The organism is Paenibacillus sacheonensis (genome assembly GCF_009909195.1).
Classification (GTDB): domain Bacteria; phylum Bacillota; class Bacilli; order Paenibacillales; family Paenibacillaceae; genus Paenibacillus_Z; species Paenibacillus_Z sacheonensis.
This window is the reverse complement of the sequence record NZ_JAAAMU010000010.1, coordinates 108624-126078: the sequence shown is the minus strand read 5'-3', so window position 1 is coordinate 126078 and position 17455 is coordinate 108624. Positions and strand designations below refer to the sequence as shown.

At 57.3% G+C, this 17455-nt stretch carries 18 protein-coding genes and 1 pseudogene; 7 read left to right on the top strand and 12 right to left on the bottom strand.

Annotated features, from left to right (window positions below):
• Positions 1-6: 6 nt before the first annotated feature.
• Together aroA and GT003_RS19255 are read right to left on the bottom strand one after the other, a co-directional pair.
• Positions 7-1308 (bottom strand): 3-phosphoshikimate 1-carboxyvinyltransferase, encoded by a 1302-nt coding sequence (gene aroA / locus GT003_RS19260; RefSeq protein WP_161700812.1) that lies wholly within the window; start codon positions 1306-1308, stop codon positions 7-9.
• Between the two features lie 18 nt (positions 1309-1326).
• Positions 1327-1869, bottom strand: a complete 543-nt coding sequence (locus GT003_RS19255; protein WP_161700810.1) for a shikimate kinase — start codon at positions 1867-1869, stop codon at positions 1327-1329.
• A gap of 142 nt (positions 1870-2011) precedes the next feature.
• Between GT003_RS19255 and GT003_RS19250 the strand changes: the two genes are divergently transcribed.
• Positions 2012-2311 (top strand): hypothetical protein, encoded by a 300-nt coding sequence (locus GT003_RS19250; RefSeq protein ID WP_161700808.1) that lies wholly within the window; start codon positions 2012-2014, stop codon positions 2309-2311.
• On the opposite strand, the gene gndA is transcribed toward GT003_RS19250, so the two are convergent.
• From gndA to GT003_RS19230, 4 genes are all read right to left on the bottom strand, one after another.
• Positions 2292-3704 carry an NADP-dependent phosphogluconate dehydrogenase gene (gndA, locus tag GT003_RS19245; RefSeq protein WP_161700806.1) on the bottom strand — a complete coding sequence of 471 codons (1413 nt, stop codon included), beginning with the start codon at positions 3702-3704 and terminating at the stop codon, positions 2292-2294. The two genes, GT003_RS19250 and gndA, sit on opposite strands and share 20 nt — an antisense overlap.
• 213 nt (positions 3705-3917) lie before the next feature.
• Positions 3918-4514, bottom strand: a complete 597-nt coding sequence (locus GT003_RS19240; RefSeq protein WP_161700804.1) for a hypothetical protein — start codon at positions 4512-4514, stop codon at positions 3918-3920.
• A 274-nt stretch (positions 4515-4788) separates the two neighbouring features.
• Positions 4789-4989 (bottom strand): hypothetical protein, encoded by a 201-nt coding sequence (locus GT003_RS19235; RefSeq protein ID WP_161700802.1) that lies wholly within the window; start codon positions 4987-4989, stop codon positions 4789-4791.
• Positions 4990-5110: 121 nt separating this feature from the next.
• Positions 5111-5569: an Hsp20/alpha crystallin family protein gene (locus GT003_RS19230; RefSeq protein WP_161700800.1), complete on the bottom strand. Its 459-nt coding sequence runs from the start codon at positions 5567-5569 to the stop codon at positions 5111-5113.
• A gap of 116 nt (positions 5570-5685) precedes the next feature.
• Between GT003_RS19230 and GT003_RS19225 the strand changes: the two genes are divergently transcribed.
• The 6 genes from GT003_RS19225 to GT003_RS32145 all read left to right on the top strand — a co-directional run bounded on the left by GT003_RS19225 (position 5686) and on the right by GT003_RS32145 (position 8145).
• A complete protein-coding gene (locus GT003_RS19225) occupies positions 5686-5922 on the top strand; it encodes a spore germination protein (protein WP_161700798.1) in 237 nt (78 codons plus the stop codon).
• Positions 5922-6122 (top strand): spore germination protein GerPB, encoded by a 201-nt coding sequence (locus GT003_RS19220; RefSeq protein WP_161700796.1) that lies wholly within the window; start codon positions 5922-5924, stop codon positions 6120-6122. The genes GT003_RS19225 and GT003_RS19220 overlap by 1 nt, the downstream gene beginning before the upstream one ends.
• An 18-nt stretch (positions 6123-6140) precedes the next feature.
• Complete coding sequence (gerPC, locus tag GT003_RS19215) at positions 6141-7076, top strand: spore germination protein GerPC (RefSeq protein WP_161700794.1); 936 nt, start codon at positions 6141-6143, stop codon at positions 7074-7076.
• Between the two features lie 34 nt (positions 7077-7110).
• Positions 7111-7377 carry a hypothetical protein gene (locus GT003_RS19210; protein ID WP_239565722.1) on the top strand — a complete coding sequence of 89 codons (267 nt, stop codon included), beginning with the start codon at positions 7111-7113 and terminating at the stop codon, positions 7375-7377.
• Positions 7374-7868, top strand: coding sequence for a spore germination protein GerPE (locus GT003_RS19205; protein ID WP_161700792.1), 495 nt, complete (start codon positions 7374-7376; stop codon positions 7866-7868). The genes GT003_RS19210 and GT003_RS19205 overlap by 4 nt, the downstream gene beginning before the upstream one ends.
• Positions 7869-8010: 142 nt before the next feature.
• On the top strand, positions 8011-8145 hold the full coding sequence (locus GT003_RS32145) for a sporulation protein YjcZ (protein WP_204798879.1): 135 nt from the start codon (positions 8011-8013) through the stop codon (positions 8143-8145).
• An 88-nt stretch (positions 8146-8233) separates the two neighbouring features.
• Here the strand turns inward: GT003_RS32145 and GT003_RS19200 are convergent, their stop codons facing one another.
• The 6 genes and pseudogenes from GT003_RS19200 to GT003_RS19175 all read right to left on the bottom strand — a co-directional run bounded on the left by GT003_RS19200 (position 8234) and on the right by GT003_RS19175 (position 17435).
• Positions 8234-8683, bottom strand: coding sequence for a GyrI-like domain-containing protein (locus tag GT003_RS19200; RefSeq protein ID WP_161700790.1), 450 nt, complete (start codon positions 8681-8683; stop codon positions 8234-8236).
• Positions 8684-8885: 202 nt separating this feature from the next.
• A pseudogene (gene thrS / locus GT003_RS19195) lies at positions 8886-10805 on the bottom strand (threonine--tRNA ligase).
• A gap of 829 nt (positions 10806-11634) precedes the next feature.
• Entirely contained in the window at positions 11635-13620 is a 1986-nt protein-coding gene (locus tag GT003_RS19190; RefSeq protein ID WP_161700788.1) for a glycoside hydrolase family 15 protein, read from the bottom strand.
• Entirely contained in the window at positions 13602-15065 is a 1464-nt protein-coding gene (gene glgA / locus GT003_RS19185) for a glycogen synthase GlgA (protein ID WP_161700786.1), read from the bottom strand. The genes GT003_RS19190 and glgA overlap by 19 nt, the downstream gene beginning before the upstream one ends.
• A 94-nt stretch (positions 15066-15159) precedes the next feature.
• Positions 15160-16272, bottom strand: coding sequence for a glucose-1-phosphate adenylyltransferase subunit GlgD (glgD, locus tag GT003_RS19180; RefSeq protein ID WP_170312272.1), 1113 nt, complete (start codon positions 16270-16272; stop codon positions 15160-15162).
• Positions 16269-17435: a glucose-1-phosphate adenylyltransferase gene (locus GT003_RS19175; protein ID WP_161700784.1), complete on the bottom strand. Its 1167-nt coding sequence runs from the start codon at positions 17433-17435 to the stop codon at positions 16269-16271. The genes glgD and GT003_RS19175 overlap by 4 nt, the downstream gene beginning before the upstream one ends.
• Positions 17436-17455: the final 20 nt, after the last annotated feature.

The window sequence follows — 17455 nt, the reverse complement described above, 5'->3', positions numbered from 1 at the left end:
CATGGCTTAGTCGGATTCAACCCATTCCACGTTCGCGCCGAGCGCCTTCATGTGATCGAAGAAGATCGGGTACGATTTGGCCACGTGGTGCGCGTCGCGGATCCGGATCGGCGCTTTCGCGCGAAGTCCGACGACAGTCAGCGCCATAATGACCCGATGATCGTAGTGGGCATTGATTTCCACGCCGCCTTCAACGCCTTCGGGACGGCCGTGAACGATGATTTCGCTGCGGCGCTCTTCTACGTTGGCGCCTGCTTTGCGCAGCTCGTTCAAGTAATCGGTGATGCGGTCGCATTCCTTGAAACGCAGGTTCTCGACGTCGTAGAAGCGCGAGGTCCCTTCGGCGAACACGGCTGCCGCAACCATCGCAAGCACGGCATCGGTCGCTTTGTCGCCATCGAATTCCAGCGCTTTTAGTCTGCCGTTGCCTTGAACGTGCACAACGCCGTTGTCATGCGTCAAGGGTACTTCCATCATGCGAAGCACGTCGACGATCGCGCGCTCGCCCTGCTTGCTGTTCTCCATCAAGCGGTGCAGCTTTACGTCGGATTGCGTAACGGCTGCTGCCGCAAGCACGGCTGCGGAGCCGGGGTAGTCCCCTTGCACGATATATTCCTTCGCCGCGTATTTCTGTCCGCCCTTCACGCGGTAGCGCATCAGGTCATCGCTGGCTTCGATGACTATCCCCGCCTGCTCCAGCACTTCCAGCGTCTGGCCGACGACGACTTTGGACTTCAAATCATGTAGCACTTCAATCTCGCTGTCTTCCTGCAGCAGCGGCGTGAGGAATAATAACGCGCTGAGAAATTGGGAGCTGACATTGCCGGACACTTGGATTTTTCCGCCTTTGACCGCGCTGCCGCCGCGGATCGTGATCGGCAGCTTGCCGTCGTTATGCTGGACGTCCACGCCGATCTGGCCCAAGGCGTCGATCAGATCGTCATGAGGGCGCTTGCCGAGCGAGTCCGGATAGCGGTTAATGAACGTGACGTCAGGCGCCAATGCCGCGATTGCCATCAGGAAACGCAGGACGGCGCCGGCGTTGCCGACGTCAAGCTCCTTTACGTCGCGCGGATGCGCGCCGAAGCCCGTAATCGTGATTTTCTCATCGTCTTCCTCGATCACGGCGCCGAGATCCCGAATGCAGCGGCGCATGGCATCGCTGTCTTCGCTGTGGGCCGGATAGTAGATCGTGCTGGTGCCTTCCGCGAGCGCAGCGACCAACAGGTAGCGCGTCGTATAGTTTTTGGAGGAAAGCGCTTGAAGCTCGCCTTGCAATTTGGGAGTAGGAGTAACTAGAACGTCCATGGTATGCGTAGATCCCCTTTATGAGTTGGAATGTTGGCCGTTACGGGCAGCAGCTTCTGCAATGCGGTTCACGATCTCGTCGACGGTAAGATCCGTCGTATCGATCGTCAGATGGGCAAAATCGTAAGCGTGCTTCCGGTCTTCCAGCAGCTTGTAGACGCGTTCCCGGACGCCGCCTTGCAGAAGCGGGCGGTCAGGGTCTTGGCTGACGCGCGCGATCACTCGCTCCGGATGCGCCGTGAGCGCGACGACATAACCCTTCCGGAGCATCAGCTCGCGGTTGACGGAAGACAATACGGCGCCGCCTCCGGTCGCAATGACAAGCTTATCCTGCGCACCGAGCACGGCGTCCAGCGCCGCTGTCTCCGCGGCCCGGAAAGCTTCCTCGCCCCGGCTCGCGAAGATGGAGGCAATCTCTTCTCTCTCTCGCTTCACGATCTCGGCATCCACGTCGCAGGCCGCGCAGCCCAAATGCTCCGCCAGCCGTTTGCTGACCGTAGACTTGCCAGTGCCCATGAAACCGATCAGTACAACATGCTGCAGCGGCTGATCGTCGCTCATGACAATCCCCTTTCTTGATGTCTTAACACGATAAACATGTTCCATGATTATAGCATTTTTAGACATACTCGGGTATAAAAAACTTGATTCTACCGTAGAGTTGTTAGTACTGGTGCTTACATTTAAAAAAGGAGTGACTTTCATGGCTTCATTGCCTGAGCCCTTCTCCGCCCGATATCGGATCAACCGCATCAACAATCCCGATCACCCGCTATCGCGCGAAGACGTGGTCTGGACGCTCGCCTTCGTGAAAAAGAAAATGGCTGACGGAGCACCCGACTTGGTCGGTCTCCCTCAGCCACTCTTGTTAACCAAATTCCAAAGTTTCGCCGAAGCTTCCCTTCTGCTGCTGAAGCAGCGCGGCGGCTGCGGTCATGAAGCGGACCGGCTGCGCCAATGCTTGCAGGAGGTTATCTCGGGTCTTACGATTGAATCCAATTGAAGTGGAACGATCCTTCTTTGTCGACGCGTTTGAACGTGTGGGCGCCGAAGTAATCGCGCTGCGCTTGCAGCAGATTCGCCGGAAGGCGCTCCGTGCGGTAGCTGTCGTAGTAGGACAGGGCGCTCGAGAACGCAGGTACCGGAATACCTTGCGTTACGGCCGTCGCGACGACTTCGCGCCATGCGCCTTGGTACGATTCCACGATTTCTTTGAAGTATTCGTCAAGCAGCAGGTTGCTCAGGTTTCCGTTGCGGTCGTAGGCATCCTTGATGTTTTGCAGGAAGCCCGCGCGGATGATGCAGCCGCCGCGGAAGATCATCGCGATGTCGCCGTAGCGGAGGTTCCAGCCGAACTCGTCGGATGCGGCGCGCATTTGAGCGAAGCCTTGCGCGTAGGAGCAGATTTTGCTAGCGAACAGCGCTTTGCGAACGGCTTCGATGAAGGCGGCTTTGTCGCCTTGGAAAGGAGCCGTTTGCGGTCCTTTCAGCAGCTTGCTTGCTTCGACGCGCTCTTGCTTGAGGGCCGACAAGAAACGGGAGAAGACGGATTCCGTAATGATCGAAAGCGGCACGCCGAGATCCAGCGCGCTTTGGCTCGTCCATTTGCCCGTACCCTTCTGGCCCGCGGAGTCGAGGATCACGTCGACCATCGGCTTATTCGTTTCCGGATCGTATTTGGAGAAAATATCGGCCGTGATCTCGATCAGGTAGCTGTCGAGCTCGCCTTTGTTCCATTCGGTGAAGATGGATTGAAGCTCTTCCGTGCTGACGCCAAGCACGCGGTTCAACAGGTCGTAGGCTTCGCAGATGAGCTGCATGTCGCCGTACTCGATGCCGTTATGAACCATTTTGACGTAGTGGCCCGCGCCGTCCGGTCCGATATACGTGCAGCAAGGGTCGCCGCCGACTTTCGCGGAGATGGCCGTCAGAATAGGCTCGACCAGCTTGTAGGCGGATTCTTGGCCGCCAGGCATGATGGACGGGCCTTTCAGCGCGCCTTCCTCGCCGCCGGAAACGCCTGTGCCGATGAAGCGGATTCCGCGTCCTTCCAGGTCTTTGCTGCGGCGAACCGTATCCGGGAAGTAGGCATTCCCGCCGTCGATGATGATATCGCCTTGGTCAAGCAGCGGAACGAGCGAGTCGATCGTCGCGTCGGTGCCGGCGCCGGCCTGAACCATGATCAGGATTTTGCGTGGAACTTCCAGGGATTGCACGAATTCTTCGATCGTGTATGTAGCGGTCAGGTTTTTGCCTGCTGCTTCCTTCATCAGGTCGTCCGTTTTCTCGCGGGAACGGTTGAATACGGATACGGTAAAGCCTCTGCTTTCAATATTGAGCGCGAGGTTCTTCCCCATGACGGCAAGACCGATAACGCCGATTTGCTGCTTAGACATGATTTTCTCCACACCTTTTCTCTGATATTGTGTTGAAGCATTTGCGCCGCGCCAAGAGGCTCATTACGCATACAATACTCCTATTTTACTCTTTTTACTCTCCAAAGAAAACCATGTCGGACAGAAAATTGTCGAACCGCCGTCCGCAAACAAAATAAACCCCCGGTTCGCAATCGACCGGAGGCTTATTTCATATCTGCGAACGCGGGTATTTCAAAGTTCAAGCTGTATCATCTCAGTTCTTAGGGATTGCAGCCTCTCTTTGGACTGCGCCATGTCGGTTTCGCGGCCTTCCGTTATTGCTTCGTGGAGGACGGATAATTCGTAATCAAGCTCGTAGCGCAGCACGGACGCCCGTTCTTCGGCCCGTTTGGACTGAAACGCCTGAATCACTTCTTCCACAGTGACGAAAGGTTTCTTCTGATAAATGATCCGATGTTCCATGCCGGACACCTCCACAAGACGTATGATTTCGCCAAACATAATGCTTTCGATCACGATCTGTCTGTCTTTGAAACGTTTGACCACCGCATGTCCGCGGGAATCGTTAATGAGCTTCTCGAGCAGATCCGACAGCTTCTCGTCCTTGATCAAATAATCGCCGACGATCTTGTAGCGATTGCGCATCCGTTGGAAACGGAGCTTAACCAGCTTGCGCCCGCTCCGAACGGAGATGAGAAAATAAACTTCCGTTTCGCTCCAATATAGCGAATAACCTTCTTGGATCAAATCCCGAATGAGATTTTGGATTTGCCGTCGGTCGAATCGCAGCTCCAAATTGCAATACTCAACTTCATGGCTTTTGTTCATCGGCAATCCCTCCCTTCGCTTATTTCATTGACGAAATGTTCTGAATATTCTCTCATATCATTATCTTATACTCCATCTTATGATCTGGCAACTTGGATTATTGACTATTTTTAAACATGCTGCCCCGATTTGGACAAACAAATTTATTGCGGCCGTCCGGAATGGGTACCGGCCCGCCGGCATAGCCTGAAATTGTCCCCGTATGACAAAAAAGCCGTTTCCGGGCGCCCGAAATTCAGGCGGCGGAAGCGGCTTTCTCCAAAAACGACAGCGCTCAGACGTACCATTCATTCAAAATAATACCGAACACGACGCCGCTGACGACCGCGCCGATGAAGCTGTACACGCCCGCGCGGTATCTGAGCTGGAACATTTTCAAAATGCCGAAGCTGAGCAGGCCGAAGACCAGCATAATAAATATCGCGCCCAATACGAACAGGGTCGCGGAAATTTGGCTTACATCCACCAGCGTCACGGAAAACACTCCCTATGCAAGATCTATACTTGCATTATAAGCCAATGATCGTCCCTATAGCCAGCCGCCTATAATCGGAAGATCGGAAGAATTGGTGACAGTTCCGTGAACGGGCGTTGGTTCATTTCCCTTGAATCATGGCGACATGCGACCTTTTGCTCGGCGGGCGCTTGCGCAGCTTGATCTTAAGCACGGCTCCATCATACTCGGCCTGGCAGGTCCTCGGAAGCACGAGTTTCGGCAGCCGGATCGTTTCGTCCTTCCCCCCCGGCAGCCCGCTAAGCTTAAGCCTGTCTTCCTTCGCCAACAGCCGGACGGAAGCCAAGTCGATTCCTTCTCCGATCGGATACGTGACGACCACGAACCGCTTCGTCTCGGCGACGTTGGCGTTCGTCGTCTGAAACGCCGCAGACGCGGCGGGGATTGCCTTGTTCATCATCCCCCGGACATAATTCTCGATCCAATCGGATTGGCGAAACACGTCAAACCCTTTGGGCAGCTGCTGATTTTCCATCCACTGTTCCAATTCCTCCCAGTTCAATGCCATCTCCCATTCCTCCGCTCCTTGCATATGCTTCATCTATATGCGAACGCCCAGTCTCCCGTCACAGGCCTCCTCCCGGGCATTCACCTCTGGGCGAATGCCGCATAAGATGTAACATCTGCTCGCTGTAGATCAAAAAAGGAGTGACGCGCATGCCTGCCATAGTCGGCTTCGTCAAAGTCATCAGCGTCGGCTCGAGCGCCATCGTGCAATTCGGCGATTCGGTCCAGCTTTCGCCGGCGAGTTCTTCCAAAACGTACGCAGGCTCCGGATCGTTCTTGACCGGCAGCCTGGCGAACTCCAACACCGCCGTCAGCGCCACGAACACGAACGATCCCGACGTTCAAGATAACACGGAAAACAACGTCGCGAACGGGGTCAACGTCTAATGAATCTGACGGTTCATCAGTCGATCACGATTCATCAGCTTCGAGTAGACAGCGTTGCGAACTCTTCCGTCCTGCAAGTCGGGACGGCGGGTTCCATCGCTTCCAACGCCCAAATGTACAACACAGGCGGATTCACGGAACCGGCGCCGCAGCTTGGAGAGAATCCCGTCAATTTCGTACCGCTGCCGAATCCGCATTAACGCCGGAGGTGCCTGCAAATGCAAAACGAACCCCAGAGGACGCCATCTCCGTGGCAAATGGTCATGGGCCTCAACCAATACGTACAGCAGCTGCAGTGCCAGGTGAACGACCAGCAAGCGCTTATCAACCGGTTGTGCAGGCAGCTTGACGCGTTGAACGAACGACTGGACGCGCTGGAGAACAAACCGTACTATCACGTGGATACGATTCAATATCATTTCGATCAACTGAAAGTAGAAAAGCTCTCGGGAACGCTCAATATCGGCATGTCGGTGCCGAACGAGGAGCAAATCAAAGAAATTGGCCAGCTGGTCATGCCAGTTGGCGGCAGCAGCGGTAATGGAAATGGTACCGGCAGCGGTAATAGCAGTGGACATGGTACCGGCAGCGGCAATGGCGGCGGTAACGGCAGCGCTAATCTCGGTAAAGGCAGCGTCAGCGGGCACAATTTCGGAACGGACAGCAGCACCGGCGGCGTCCTTGTCGGCAACGGGCTGGGCGGACATCCATTCAGCGCAGGCGTCGTGAACGATCCCATCACGTCCAAGGAACCCCAAATGGATCCGCAGGCAACGAATGTACCGCATGAGTTTCCAACGCCTTCGTCTCTCGGCATTCCTCCGTCAGTCACCCCCGCTCCGCCATACGCGGAAATCCGCCATGCCATCGACTGTTATCTGGATGCCGCCGCGCCGCAGCAGCTGCAGCAGCTCGAAGCCGAGACGGGCATCGCGCTCGACCCTTTCCATCGCAGGCTGGTTATCGAGGATATTCGCAAGCAGATGAGCCAGCGCATCCAATTTTATATGCAGACGCTCTCGCGCGATAAACATGCCGAGGCGGCGTCCGACCCGACCGGCACGGAATTCCAGGAGGAAGTCGTCCGCAAGACGAAGCGCGACATCGATACGGCTTTGCGAAATTACGTCGGCCGTCTGCTTAACCCTTCCTAAACGAAGTTAAACGGAACAAAAAGGAGAAATGATGATGCAGCTCCATGTCGTGAACCATGTCCTCGCCGTCGGAAGCATCCAATTGACTGCCGTTGCGAGCGCCTCGATCTTGCAAATCGGAGACACCCAGACCATCTCGCTCGTCTCGATGTTCGACACGCCGCCGGAGTCCGTTATCGTCGGTCCATTCGCGCCGCTGGAAGCGCCCGAAGGTGCCGAGGAAGCCCTGGGAGAGAGCGCGCTCGAGCAAGAGGCCGAAGAGCGGTTGAATAGAAGCGGACTGAGGGACATCGCCCGATGAAGCGCAATGCGGGCCCTGACCGGCTTCCTGCTGTCGAGGATTCGGACTACCCTGTCCGCGTATCGGAGGTCGGCGGCGTCTGCCTGACAAGCATCGGTACCGCATCCATCGCCCAGTTCGGGGACCGGGCGGACGTCAACGCCTTCATAAGAGGTATTGCCGTTCAGCGGGAGTCCGACCACCTCGACTCGCAGAACGTCTACTTCGAGTCTTACGATATCTTCAATCAGCCGGTCCCTCCCATTACGCCTTGGCTGGCGGAAGCGGCAAAAGAACCGCTCGAGATGCGGACCACGAACCGCGAGCCGCGGATCAGCGTCGGTTCGATCGAAATCATCGCCGTCAGCAGCTCCGCACTGGTGCTCGTCGGCAACGGCGTTCATACGCGGGCCGAATCCCGGATCAGCAACATTCGGCAGTTCGCAAAGCCGGCATTGCGGTATTATGGTACGGGCTGTTGTCCCCCCGCCACGCCCTGCCCGCGGAACTGAAGGGGTTGCCAACTGGGCGAATGCGTAATTATAGATGTACCCCGTACAAACGTCCAAACGATTTCGTGCCGCGCTCATATATTACCTATGTGATAAGAAACATCACAAATTAACCACTCAGGAGGTATGTACAGTGGGATACATGAATGGTGTAGGCGGTGCAGGAATCGGTTGCGGCGGCGTCGGCGGCATCGGCGGCGGACTTTGGGGATGCGCAGGCGTAATTCTCGTCCTTTATATCTTGCTCGTAATCGTTCTTCGCGGCGGCTTCTTCTGAGCCTGACTTCGAGCAACCTTTGTAACCTAACAAAAACAGATCCTGCCTTCGGGCAGGATCTGTTTTTCGTTAACGGGATTCCGCTGCCTTACAGCAGCGGGATATAGACGTCGACCTCGTCCGGCCAAACCGGCTTATGCACCCGATAGACTTCAAGCGCCATACCGCGTTTGTTGTTTTGCTGTCCTTTCGCCTTCAGATAAGCATGCAGCAAGTCGTAAGGATCGGCGCCGGACGCCCGCACCGTCGCGTATCGCTGCTCCGGGATCGCGAATCCGATCATCCCCTCGGGAACGGCGGACAGCTGGTTGACCTCCATGCAGAACAAATAGGTAAACAGCTGCTCGCATACGAAGGAGGGGCAGACATACGTCTCGGCGTCCAGCAGGCCTTTGATCTCGAACCTGCGGCTGAGGAACAGCTTCTGCAGCTGCTCGACGCGCTTCGGATCATGCGCCGCGAACGGCGACGTGATCGCCATTCCGATATACCGGCGCTCGGGGAGCGTCACTTCCTTGACATCATCAAGCGTGCTCATGCGGGAAGCCTCCTTAATCAATCGTCGGATTGTAACTCGCTTGCCGTCTCCGGGCTGTCAGCAATAGACTAGCGCCGCCCCGGCCGTCCCGTCAAGGGTTTATGCAACGCATCTGATGACAATCCGGAACAGAGACACTGCCTACGCTAACGGAACCCTTAACTCTACCGGCAGTACCGGCACTAACGGCGCTACCGAGCAGTCAGCTGCGGGCAGCAGTTTCCGCCTTCAGCTTCGCGATTAACGCCTGCAAGGATACAGAACCGATGTCCCCTTCTCCGCGCTTGCGGACGGATACCGCCCCTGCACGCCGCTCCGCTTCGCCGATGATGAGCATATACGGAACCTTCTCCAGCTGCGCTTCGCGGATTTTGTAGCCCAGCTTCTCCTGCCGCGGATCCGCCTCCGCCCTTAGTCCGGCTTCGTTCAACGCAGAAACGACGTCCAGCGCGTAATCCGCGTCTTTGTCCGAGACCGGGATGACCTTCGCCTGCACGGGGGCCAGCCACAGCGGGAACGCGCCGGCGTAATGCTCCGTCAGAATGCCGACGAATCTGTCGATCGACCCGTATACGGCGCGATGGATCACCACGGGCCGATGCTTCAGGCCGTCCTCTCCGACGTACGATAAGTCGAATTTCTCCGGCATCTGAAAATCCAGCTGTATCGTCGCGCACTGCCAGCTCCGTCCGATCGCGTCGCGGATGTGAAAATCGATTTTCGGCCCGTAAAACGCCCCGTCCCCCGGATTGATGCGATACTGGGCGCCGCGGTCCAGCAGCACCTTCTCGAGCGACTGCTCCGCGCGGTCCCAGAGCGCCTGCTCCCCCATGGCGACATCCGGCTTCGTCGACAGCTCGATGCGGTATTCGAAGCCGAAGGCGGCGTACGTCTCGTCGATCTGCGCGATGGCGCTTCCGATCTCGTCCTCGATCTGATCGGGCCTCACGAACAGATGGGCGTCGTCCTGGCAGAACGCCCGGACGCGCATCATTCCGTTCAACGCGCCGGAATACTCGTGCCGATGCACGTGGCCGAACTCCGCGATCCGAATCGGAAGCTCCCGGTAAGACCGCAGCCGATTCTTGAAGATCAGCATATGGCCGGGGCAGTTCATCGGCTTCAGCGCGAAATCCGTCTCGTCCGCCTGCGTGAAATACATATTGTCCTTATAATGCTCCCAGTGGCCCGACTGCTCCCAGAGACGCCGGTTCATGATGAGCGGCGTGCGCACCTCCTCGCAGCCCCGCTTCAGGCTCTGCTCGCGGGAGAACTCTTCCAACAGCGTGCGCACGACCATGCCTTTGGGCAGAAAGAACGGCATGCCCGGCGCTTCCTCGGAGAACATGAACAGCTCGAGCTCCTTGCCGAGCTTCCGGTGATCGCGCTTCTTCGCTTCCTCCAGCAGCTCGAGATGACGCTCCAGCTGCGACTACTTCAGGAAAGCCGTGCCGTAGATGCGCTGCAGCACGGCGTTCGCGGCATCTCCGCGCCAATAAGCGCCGGCGACGCTCAGCAGCTTGAATGCCTTGATCCGCCCCGTTGACGGAAGATGAGGCCCGCGGCAGAGGTCGACGAATTCTCCCTGCTCGTAGACCGAGATGACCGAGTCGTCCGGCAAATCGCGAATCAGCTCCAGCTTCAGCCCCTCGCCCCGCGCCGCGAATAACGCCAGCGCTTCGTCCCGGCTAACCTCTCGGCGGACGATGGGCAAGTCTTCCCGCACGATCGCCTCCATCGTTCTCTCGATGGCGCGCAGGTCGGAGGGCGTCAGCGGTTCCGCGACCGCGACATCGTAGTAGAATCCGTCCTCGATGACGGGACCGACGCCAAGCCGGACCGCCTTCCCGCCATATAAGCGCTTGATCGCCTGCGCCATCAGATGGGCCGTGCTGTGCCGGTACACCGCAAGCCCTGCCTCGCTCTCGAGCGTAATGATCTCCACCGCGCAATCCTGCGCGACGGCAAAGTCCAAATCCACGAGCCTGTCGTCTACCTTGCCTGCCACGGCGTTCTTGCGAAGCACGGGACCGATGGCTTCCGCAAGCGTCGCGATCGATTCCCCTCTGCCGCAGCTGCGCTCCGAACCGTCCGCCATCCTTACGTTGACCTTGTTTTCCATGAACCTTCCTCCGTTCGATCGAATTGCGGCAAGCCGGCATGCGCAGTCCCGCGGCGCACGGGACCGTCGGCTCTTCCGCGTGAACGCAAAAAAACGCATCTCGCCCAAAAGGGACGAGTGCGTTCGGCTCGTGGTTCCACCCTAGTTCGATCCGGCTCCCCGCGCCTGCGCGGCGCGAAGCCAAGATCCTTATTGGAATCCGGTAACGGGGATGAGTCGGTTCCGTTTACAGCCGCGACACCGAGTCGGCGGGTTCAACGTGACGGCTGCAAAGTGGTAATTCCGCATCTCGGCGCAGAAGGGATTCGCAGCAATCATCCCTCTCTCTGTGCAGCCCGACGACGGGAACCGTGTCTTTGGTTTACGCCAAATATGGATCTGTGATTTCTTATTATTCAGATTCAACTGACAATTGTCAAGAGGCGGGGCGTTTTTTTTCGCATAGGTGCTCGCGGAGTATTAGCTTGACTTGACCGACATTGTCAGGCTGCCTCTCTGCTTCGCTAGCTCTTTCGCGACGCTCTTGCCGGACAAGAAGTATAATCAAGCATCCGCAGCGTAATGTTAGAATACGTAAATGTTAGAATACTTAACATCCCATACTACTGTGCCTTGATCCTTCTGCGACATCCTAATACCCGCAACGCATGGAGATTAAGCCAGGATGAAGTCAATGCCGGAGCGTTTGCGGCGCTGGACGGTGAATATGGATTCGCCAAACAACAAGAACAGACCGTCTTGCCAGGGTCAAGGCGCGACCTGACAAGACGGCCCGTAGTCGTTTCAGCTCTTGTTCGCTTCACCATAATTCGCTCTGCGGGAAAATCGATTATTTCGCCGTTTCGGACACGCCGGCCGCGGACAGCTCCGCGTATTTCTCCGCATAGCGGGTCACGGACTGCACGTACGTCGCATGGGACCAGGTCAGCGGCGCGACCGACATCGGACTGCCGTCGTTCGGATGCAGCTGCTCCGGCAGCACGCCGCTCGAGAGGGCGGTATGGACGACCCACTGCAGCGTGGCGCGCGGTTTGGCCAAATCGGCGAGCGTCTTGGCGGACTCGATCTCGAAGTTGGCCACCCACAGCGTGCAGATGACCCACGGATTGCCGGGCACGTTCTCGATATCGCCCGACTGCTGAAAATAATAATCGTTCGTATACCGGGCTACGCCGCCGACATGCGTCTTGATCGTCAGGCCGTCTCGAATGGCGTGCATCGTCTTCACGACGCGCTCGTCGTCGACGGGAAGGACGCCGAATTCCCAGATGGCGAACATGCTGCTCTCCAGCGTCATGTCCTTCACCCAGCGATTGTCCTTCTGGATCAACCCGCGGGCGAAACGGCCCGATTCTTCGTCCCAGAGATGCGTCAGAATGCCCTGCTTGATGCTCTCCGCCGTCTTGTGCAGCTGGTCGCTCCGTTCGTAATCCCCGAACAGCTCCGTGAAGAACGCAGCCGCCATCAGGCCGCCATACACGGAAGACGCCGTATACGTCCAGATCCCGTACCGTTCCTCCCACAAGTCGTAGCTCGGTTTGGGCAGCGACAACGCATGCTCCATATATTGGCTAAGAAACGTAGCGCCTTTGCGGATCAGATTATGATAGAGCGACTGCGGCAGCTCGATGACCTGATTCCGCGTGTAGTCCTTCCACAACGCGAACAGCACGAGCGCCGTCTCGTCCTCTTGGATCGGCAAACGCCTGCTGCCCTGCACGATATACGGATGCCAGCTGGAACCGACCGTTCCGTCGGGATTGTACTTGTGAAACAGGAAGCCGTCCGGCGACAGCGCCTGCGCGCAAAACTGGAAGAATGGCGCGATGACGCTTTGAAAGCCCGCAGCCGACATGGCATCCGCGATCAACGCGCCGTCGCGCGGCCACATGTAGCTGTAATGGTCACGGTTGTATTGCAAGATATCGGTGTCGTTCGCGGCAATGATGGCGCCGCCCTCGTCGGTTTGCGTTCGCACGATCAGCAAGCTCAAGCGGAACAGGTTGATCGCTTCCGGCGTGAGATCGCCGAGATTTTGCTCCGCGCGATTCAGCCAGTGATTCCAGTAGATGACGATCCGGCTGAGCAGCTTCTCGGGATGGCTTTCCTGGACATATTGGTTCAGTTCCTTGACTTCCTCGAGATTTTTGCCGATCGACATCCAGTAGAAGACCGTCTTGTCGCCGCCCGGAGGCACGACCGTACGGAAGCTGATCGTGCTGTCGACGGAACCTTGCGCGATGGAATTGCCCATGAGATTGCCGTCTTCGGCGTCGCGCCAAGTGCCTTCCGCAGACTGGAACCGTTTGATTCCCGTCGTATATTGCATCATGCCGCCTTCGTCCGAGAAGCCGTTGAACATGAAGTACGATGAGCGTTTGTAATGATACAGCGTATGGTTCTCGGGATAATACGCCGCGGTATCGCCGACCTCGGAACCGTCGATCATCAGGTCGTGATGGAAGAACAGCCGGCATTCGCGCGATTCCGTGCCCAAGTTGCGGATAAGAACGCGCTTGATGTAGATGCTCTCCCGCTGATGGATCCCGTCGTTGATATGCAGCTCGATGGCGAGCCTGTCGTTGCGGGCGATCACGTTCGTGACGAGCGAATCCGCGATATAGGAGAGCTGGAATTTCCATTCGGGATCCTCCAGCCAGGAGAATTGGCCGCCGACCCAAATCCCGAACCGGCAATACTGACCGCCGACATGGTTGAGCTGGCCGACGAACGGATAATAAATATCGCGTATGTAGCAGTTGGCATCCAGATTCATCAGGATTTTGCCGTTTCCGATTACAAGATGACGGGCCATTCGGAACTCTCCTCTCTTTGCGGCACCAGGGAGCCGTACAGCGCCAGGTACGCCTTGGCCGAACGCGTCCAGCTGAAGTCTTCCTTCGCGCCGTTCGCGACGATGCGCTGCCACGTTTCCGGCTCCCGATAGAATCGAACCGCGCGCTGCACCGTGTACAACAAATCATGGGCGTTATAATTCGCGAAGCTGAAGCCGTTGCCTTCGCCCGTAAATTCATTGTACGCATGAACGGTATCGCGAAGACCGCCGGTTTCGCGCACGATCGGCACGGACCGGTAGCGAAGCGCAAGCAGCTGGCTGAGGCCGCACGGTTCGAACTGCGACGGCATCAGATACATATCGCTTCCCGCGTATATGCGCCGGGCCAGTCCGTCGTTAAAGCCGAACCACGTGGCCACCTGGCCGGGACGCTTCGCCTGCGCCTTGCGGAACATCTGCTCGTAATGCCAGTCTCCGGAGCCGAGAATGACCAGCTGGAGATTCTCCGACAGGATTTCCTCCAGCACGGCCTCGATGAGATCGAAGCCCTTCTGATCGACAAGCCGCGATACGATGCCGATCAGCGGCGTATCCTCGGATTCCGCGAGGCCGAGCTCACGCTGCAGCGCCAGCTTGTTCTTGCGCTTGCGCGGCAGGGATCCCCGATACGGCACCGACAATGCCGGATCGTTCATCGGATCGAACAGCTCCGTGTCGATGCCGTTCACGATGCCGCTCAAGTCGCCCGAGCGATACCGCAGCAGGCCGTCAAGCTTCTCGCCGTAATATTCCGTCTGGATCTCATGCGCATAGGCCGGACTGACCGTCGTCAGCTTGTCGGCATAACGAAGTCCCCCCAGCATGCAATTGCCCGCGCCGAAGAACTCGATGCCCTCCGAACCGAACAGCTCGTCGCCCGAACCGAGCAAATCCTTCAGCAGCTCGCGCCCGAACACGCCTTGGTACCGCAAATTATGGATGGTGTAGACGGAAGCGAGATCCCGCGTCCCAGGCATGTGCCTGTACCGCGTCTTCAACAGGAACGGAATGAGGCCCGTCTGCCAATCATGGCAGTGAATGACGTCGGGGTGGAAATCGGAATGGAACAGCGACTCGATGACCGCATAGCAGAAGAACACGAATCGCTCCGCATCGTCGTCGTACCCATACAGACCGCTCCGTTTGAAATAAAACTCGTTATCGATCAAATAGTAGATGATGCCGTCGATTTCCGCCTTCAATAAACCGCAGTATTGATCCCGCCAGCCGAGCCGTACGGTGAACGTCGCGATCGTTTCGAATTGGTCCGCGAGCGCCGGCGGAATCGAGCCGTATTTCGGCAAAATAACCCGGACGTCCGCGCCCTTCGCGCGGAGCGCCTTCGGCAGCGCGCCCGCGACGTCGGCGAGGCCGCCCGTTTTCACGAGCGGCACCGCTTCGGAAGCTGCAAATAATAGTTTCATCTTGTAGTTTCACCTCGACTGCGGCCGCGATCTACGCCTCGCGGCCGTTGATGCAATTCATTGGATCAGATAAAGAAATTGGATTGAACAAGGATTAGATAACCTTCCGCTTGAGCGCTATAAACGGCGACGCTTCCGCGCCGTAGAGCTCCCTGCTGCGTTCCACGGTCACGTCTTTGTCCAGAATGGCATGATTGACCGTGCTGTTCTCGCCGATGATGCCGTTCTGCATGACGATGCTGTTGCGGACGACCGCGCCCTTGCGGACATGCACGCCTCGGAACAGAATGCTGTTAATGACCGTGCCTTCGATGATGCAGCCGTTGGCGATAATCGAATTGCTCGTCTTCGCCCCTTCCGCGTAACGCGCGGGCGGCTCATCCTTGACCTTCGTGAAGATCGGCCCCGGCTCGAAGAACAGGCTCTTCCATACGTCCGGACGAAGCAGCTGCATGCTGTTCTGATAGTAGCTGTTCAGCGTGTTCACGACGCCCAAGTAACCATCGTACTTGTAGCACTGAATGCGCATCTTGTCGACGCGCGACATGATGGCATGGCGGACGAGATGGTCCTGCCCTTGCGCCAGCGACGTATCGACCAGCTCGAGGAGCAGCTCTTTGCGCATCAGGTACATTTCCATCGAGACCAGATCGCTTTCCATCCTTCCGAAATGGTCCTGCATCGCGGTCACGCGGCCTTTCTCGTCAATCTGCACCTTCCTTGCCCGTCCGCCGAACAGCGCGGACTCCTCCTTGCAGATGACCGTAATGTCCGCTCCGCTCGCTTTGTGGGAAGCGAGCACGCCTTCGAAATCGATATTGCAGATCATGTGGCTTCGCGTCACGAGCACGAAGTCATGCGTGCTGCGGGTGAAGAAATCCCGATGCTGATAGAAGTGGTAGAGGTCGCCGCGGCGCACCTCGTTGACGTCGTCCGTCACCGGCGGCATGATGAACAAGCCGCTTTGGCGATGATGGAGGTCCCAGTGCTTGCCGGAACCGAGATGATCCATGAGGGAGCGGTACTTGGTCTGCGCGAACACGCCGACCTTATTGATGCCGGAGTTGACCATGCTCGAGAGCGTAAAATCGATCAGTCGGAACCGTGCGCCGAAAGGCACCGTCGCCAAGCAGCGGCTTGCGGTCAGCGACTCCATTTCGTCCGATTCGTGAATGAGATTGATGACGCCCAAAATGGATGAATTCATGAGTGCTCGACCTCCTGCAGCGAATGATTGGCCGTGACAAGCTCGTCGCTTCCGATAACGGTGACGGACTCACTGTTCGGACTTCCGACGACGACGCCGTCCCCGATGATGGCGCCTTCTCCAAGAATGGATTTATAAATGCGGACACCTTTGCCGATCTTGACGTTCGGCATGATGACGGATTCTCGAATTTCGCTTCCCGCTCCCACCTGCACCCCGTGGAACAATACCGAGCGCTGTACGAGACCTTCGACGATGCAGCCTTCCGTTACAAGCGAATCGACGATCTCTGCGGTTGCCGCCGCATAATGGGCCGGCCGGTTCGGATTGACGGAATAGATTCGCCAGTTGCGATCGTTCAAGTCCAGCGCAGGCTGCTCGGACAAGAGATCCATGTTCGCTTCCCACAAGCTCTCGAGCGTGCCGACGTCCTTCCAATAGCCATTAAACGTATACGACTGCAGTTTAACCCCGTCCTGCAGCATGGCCGGAATAATATCTTTGCCGAAATCATTCCCGGAGTGGCGGTTCGCCTCGTCGCGGATCAAATATTGCTGGAGAACGGGCCAGGAGAAAATATAGACGCCCATGGACGCCATATTGCTCGTGGGCACTTTCGGCTTCTCTTCGAATGAGGTGATGGCACCCTCCTCGTTCACGTGCATGATGCCGAAGCGGCTTGCTTCTTTCCAATCCACCTCGATGCAGGCGATCGTGACGTCGGCGCCGCGTTCCTCGTGTTCTCGCAGCATGAGATCGTAGTCCATTTTATAAATATGGTCACCGGAAATCACGAGCACGTAGTCCGGGTCGTACTGATCGATGAAGCCCATGTTCTGATAAATGGCATTCGCGGTCCCTTTGTACCACATGCCGCCCTTCGACTTCACGTAAGGAGGAAGAATCGCCATTCCCCCGTCCCGCCGGTCCAGCCCCCAAGGACTTCCGATCCCCAGGTACGCATTCAAGACAAGCGGCTGATATTGCGTAAGCACGCCAATGGTGTCGATGCCCGAATGGGCGCAGTTGCTTAAAGTGAAATCGATAATGCGGTACTTACCGCCGAAGTGGACCGCCGGTTTGGCCAAGTCCTTGGTCAAGACGCCCAATCTCTTGCCTTCTCCTCCGGCGAGCAGCATGGCTACCATTCTTTTTCTGCCCATGGACACCCTCTCCTTCTCGG

Coding starts and splice junctions, on each gene's coding strand:
- aroA (WP_161700812.1), bottom strand. CDS start 1,308: ATGGACGTTCTAGTTACTCCTACTCCCAAATTGCAAGGCGAGCTTCAA.
- GT003_RS19255 (WP_161700810.1), bottom strand. CDS start 1,869: ATGAGCGACGATCAGCCGCTGCAGCATGTTGTACTGATCGGTTTCATG.
- GT003_RS19250 (WP_161700808.1), top strand. CDS start 2,012: ATGGCTTCATTGCCTGAGCCCTTCTCCGCCCGATATCGGATCAACCGC.
- gndA (WP_161700806.1), bottom strand. CDS start 3,704: ATGTCTAAGCAGCAAATCGGCGTTATCGGTCTTGCCGTCATGGGGAAG.
- GT003_RS19240 (WP_161700804.1), bottom strand. CDS start 4,514: ATGAACAAAAGCCATGAAGTTGAGTATTGCAATTTGGAGCTGCGATTC.
- GT003_RS19230 (WP_161700800.1), bottom strand. CDS start 5,569: ATGAAGCATATGCAAGGAGCGGAGGAATGGGAGATGGCATTGAACTGG.
- GT003_RS19225 (WP_161700798.1), top strand. CDS start 5,686: ATGCCTGCCATAGTCGGCTTCGTCAAAGTCATCAGCGTCGGCTCGAGC.
- GT003_RS19220 (WP_161700796.1), top strand. CDS start 5,922: ATGAATCTGACGGTTCATCAGTCGATCACGATTCATCAGCTTCGAGTA.
- gerPC (WP_161700794.1), top strand. CDS start 6,141: ATGCAAAACGAACCCCAGAGGACGCCATCTCCGTGGCAAATGGTCATG.
- GT003_RS19210 (WP_239565722.1), top strand. CDS start 7,111: ATGCAGCTCCATGTCGTGAACCATGTCCTCGCCGTCGGAAGCATCCAA.
- GT003_RS19205 (WP_161700792.1), top strand. CDS start 7,374: ATGAAGCGCAATGCGGGCCCTGACCGGCTTCCTGCTGTCGAGGATTCG.
- GT003_RS32145 (WP_204798879.1), top strand. CDS start 8,011: ATGAATGGTGTAGGCGGTGCAGGAATCGGTTGCGGCGGCGTCGGCGGC.
- GT003_RS19200 (WP_161700790.1), bottom strand. CDS start 8,683: ATGAGCACGCTTGATGATGTCAAGGAAGTGACGCTCCCCGAGCGCCGG.
- GT003_RS19190 (WP_161700788.1), bottom strand. CDS start 13,620: ATGGCCCGTCATCTTGTAATCGGAAACGGCAAAATCCTGATGAATCTG.
- glgA (WP_161700786.1), bottom strand. CDS start 15,065: ATGAAACTATTATTTGCAGCTTCCGAAGCGGTGCCGCTCGTGAAAACG.
- glgD (WP_170312272.1), bottom strand. CDS start 16,272: ATGAATTCATCCATTTTGGGCGTCATCAATCTCATTCACGAATCGGAC.
- GT003_RS19175 (WP_161700784.1), bottom strand. CDS start 17,435: ATGGGCAGAAAAAGAATGGTAGCCATGCTGCTCGCCGGAGGAGAAGGC.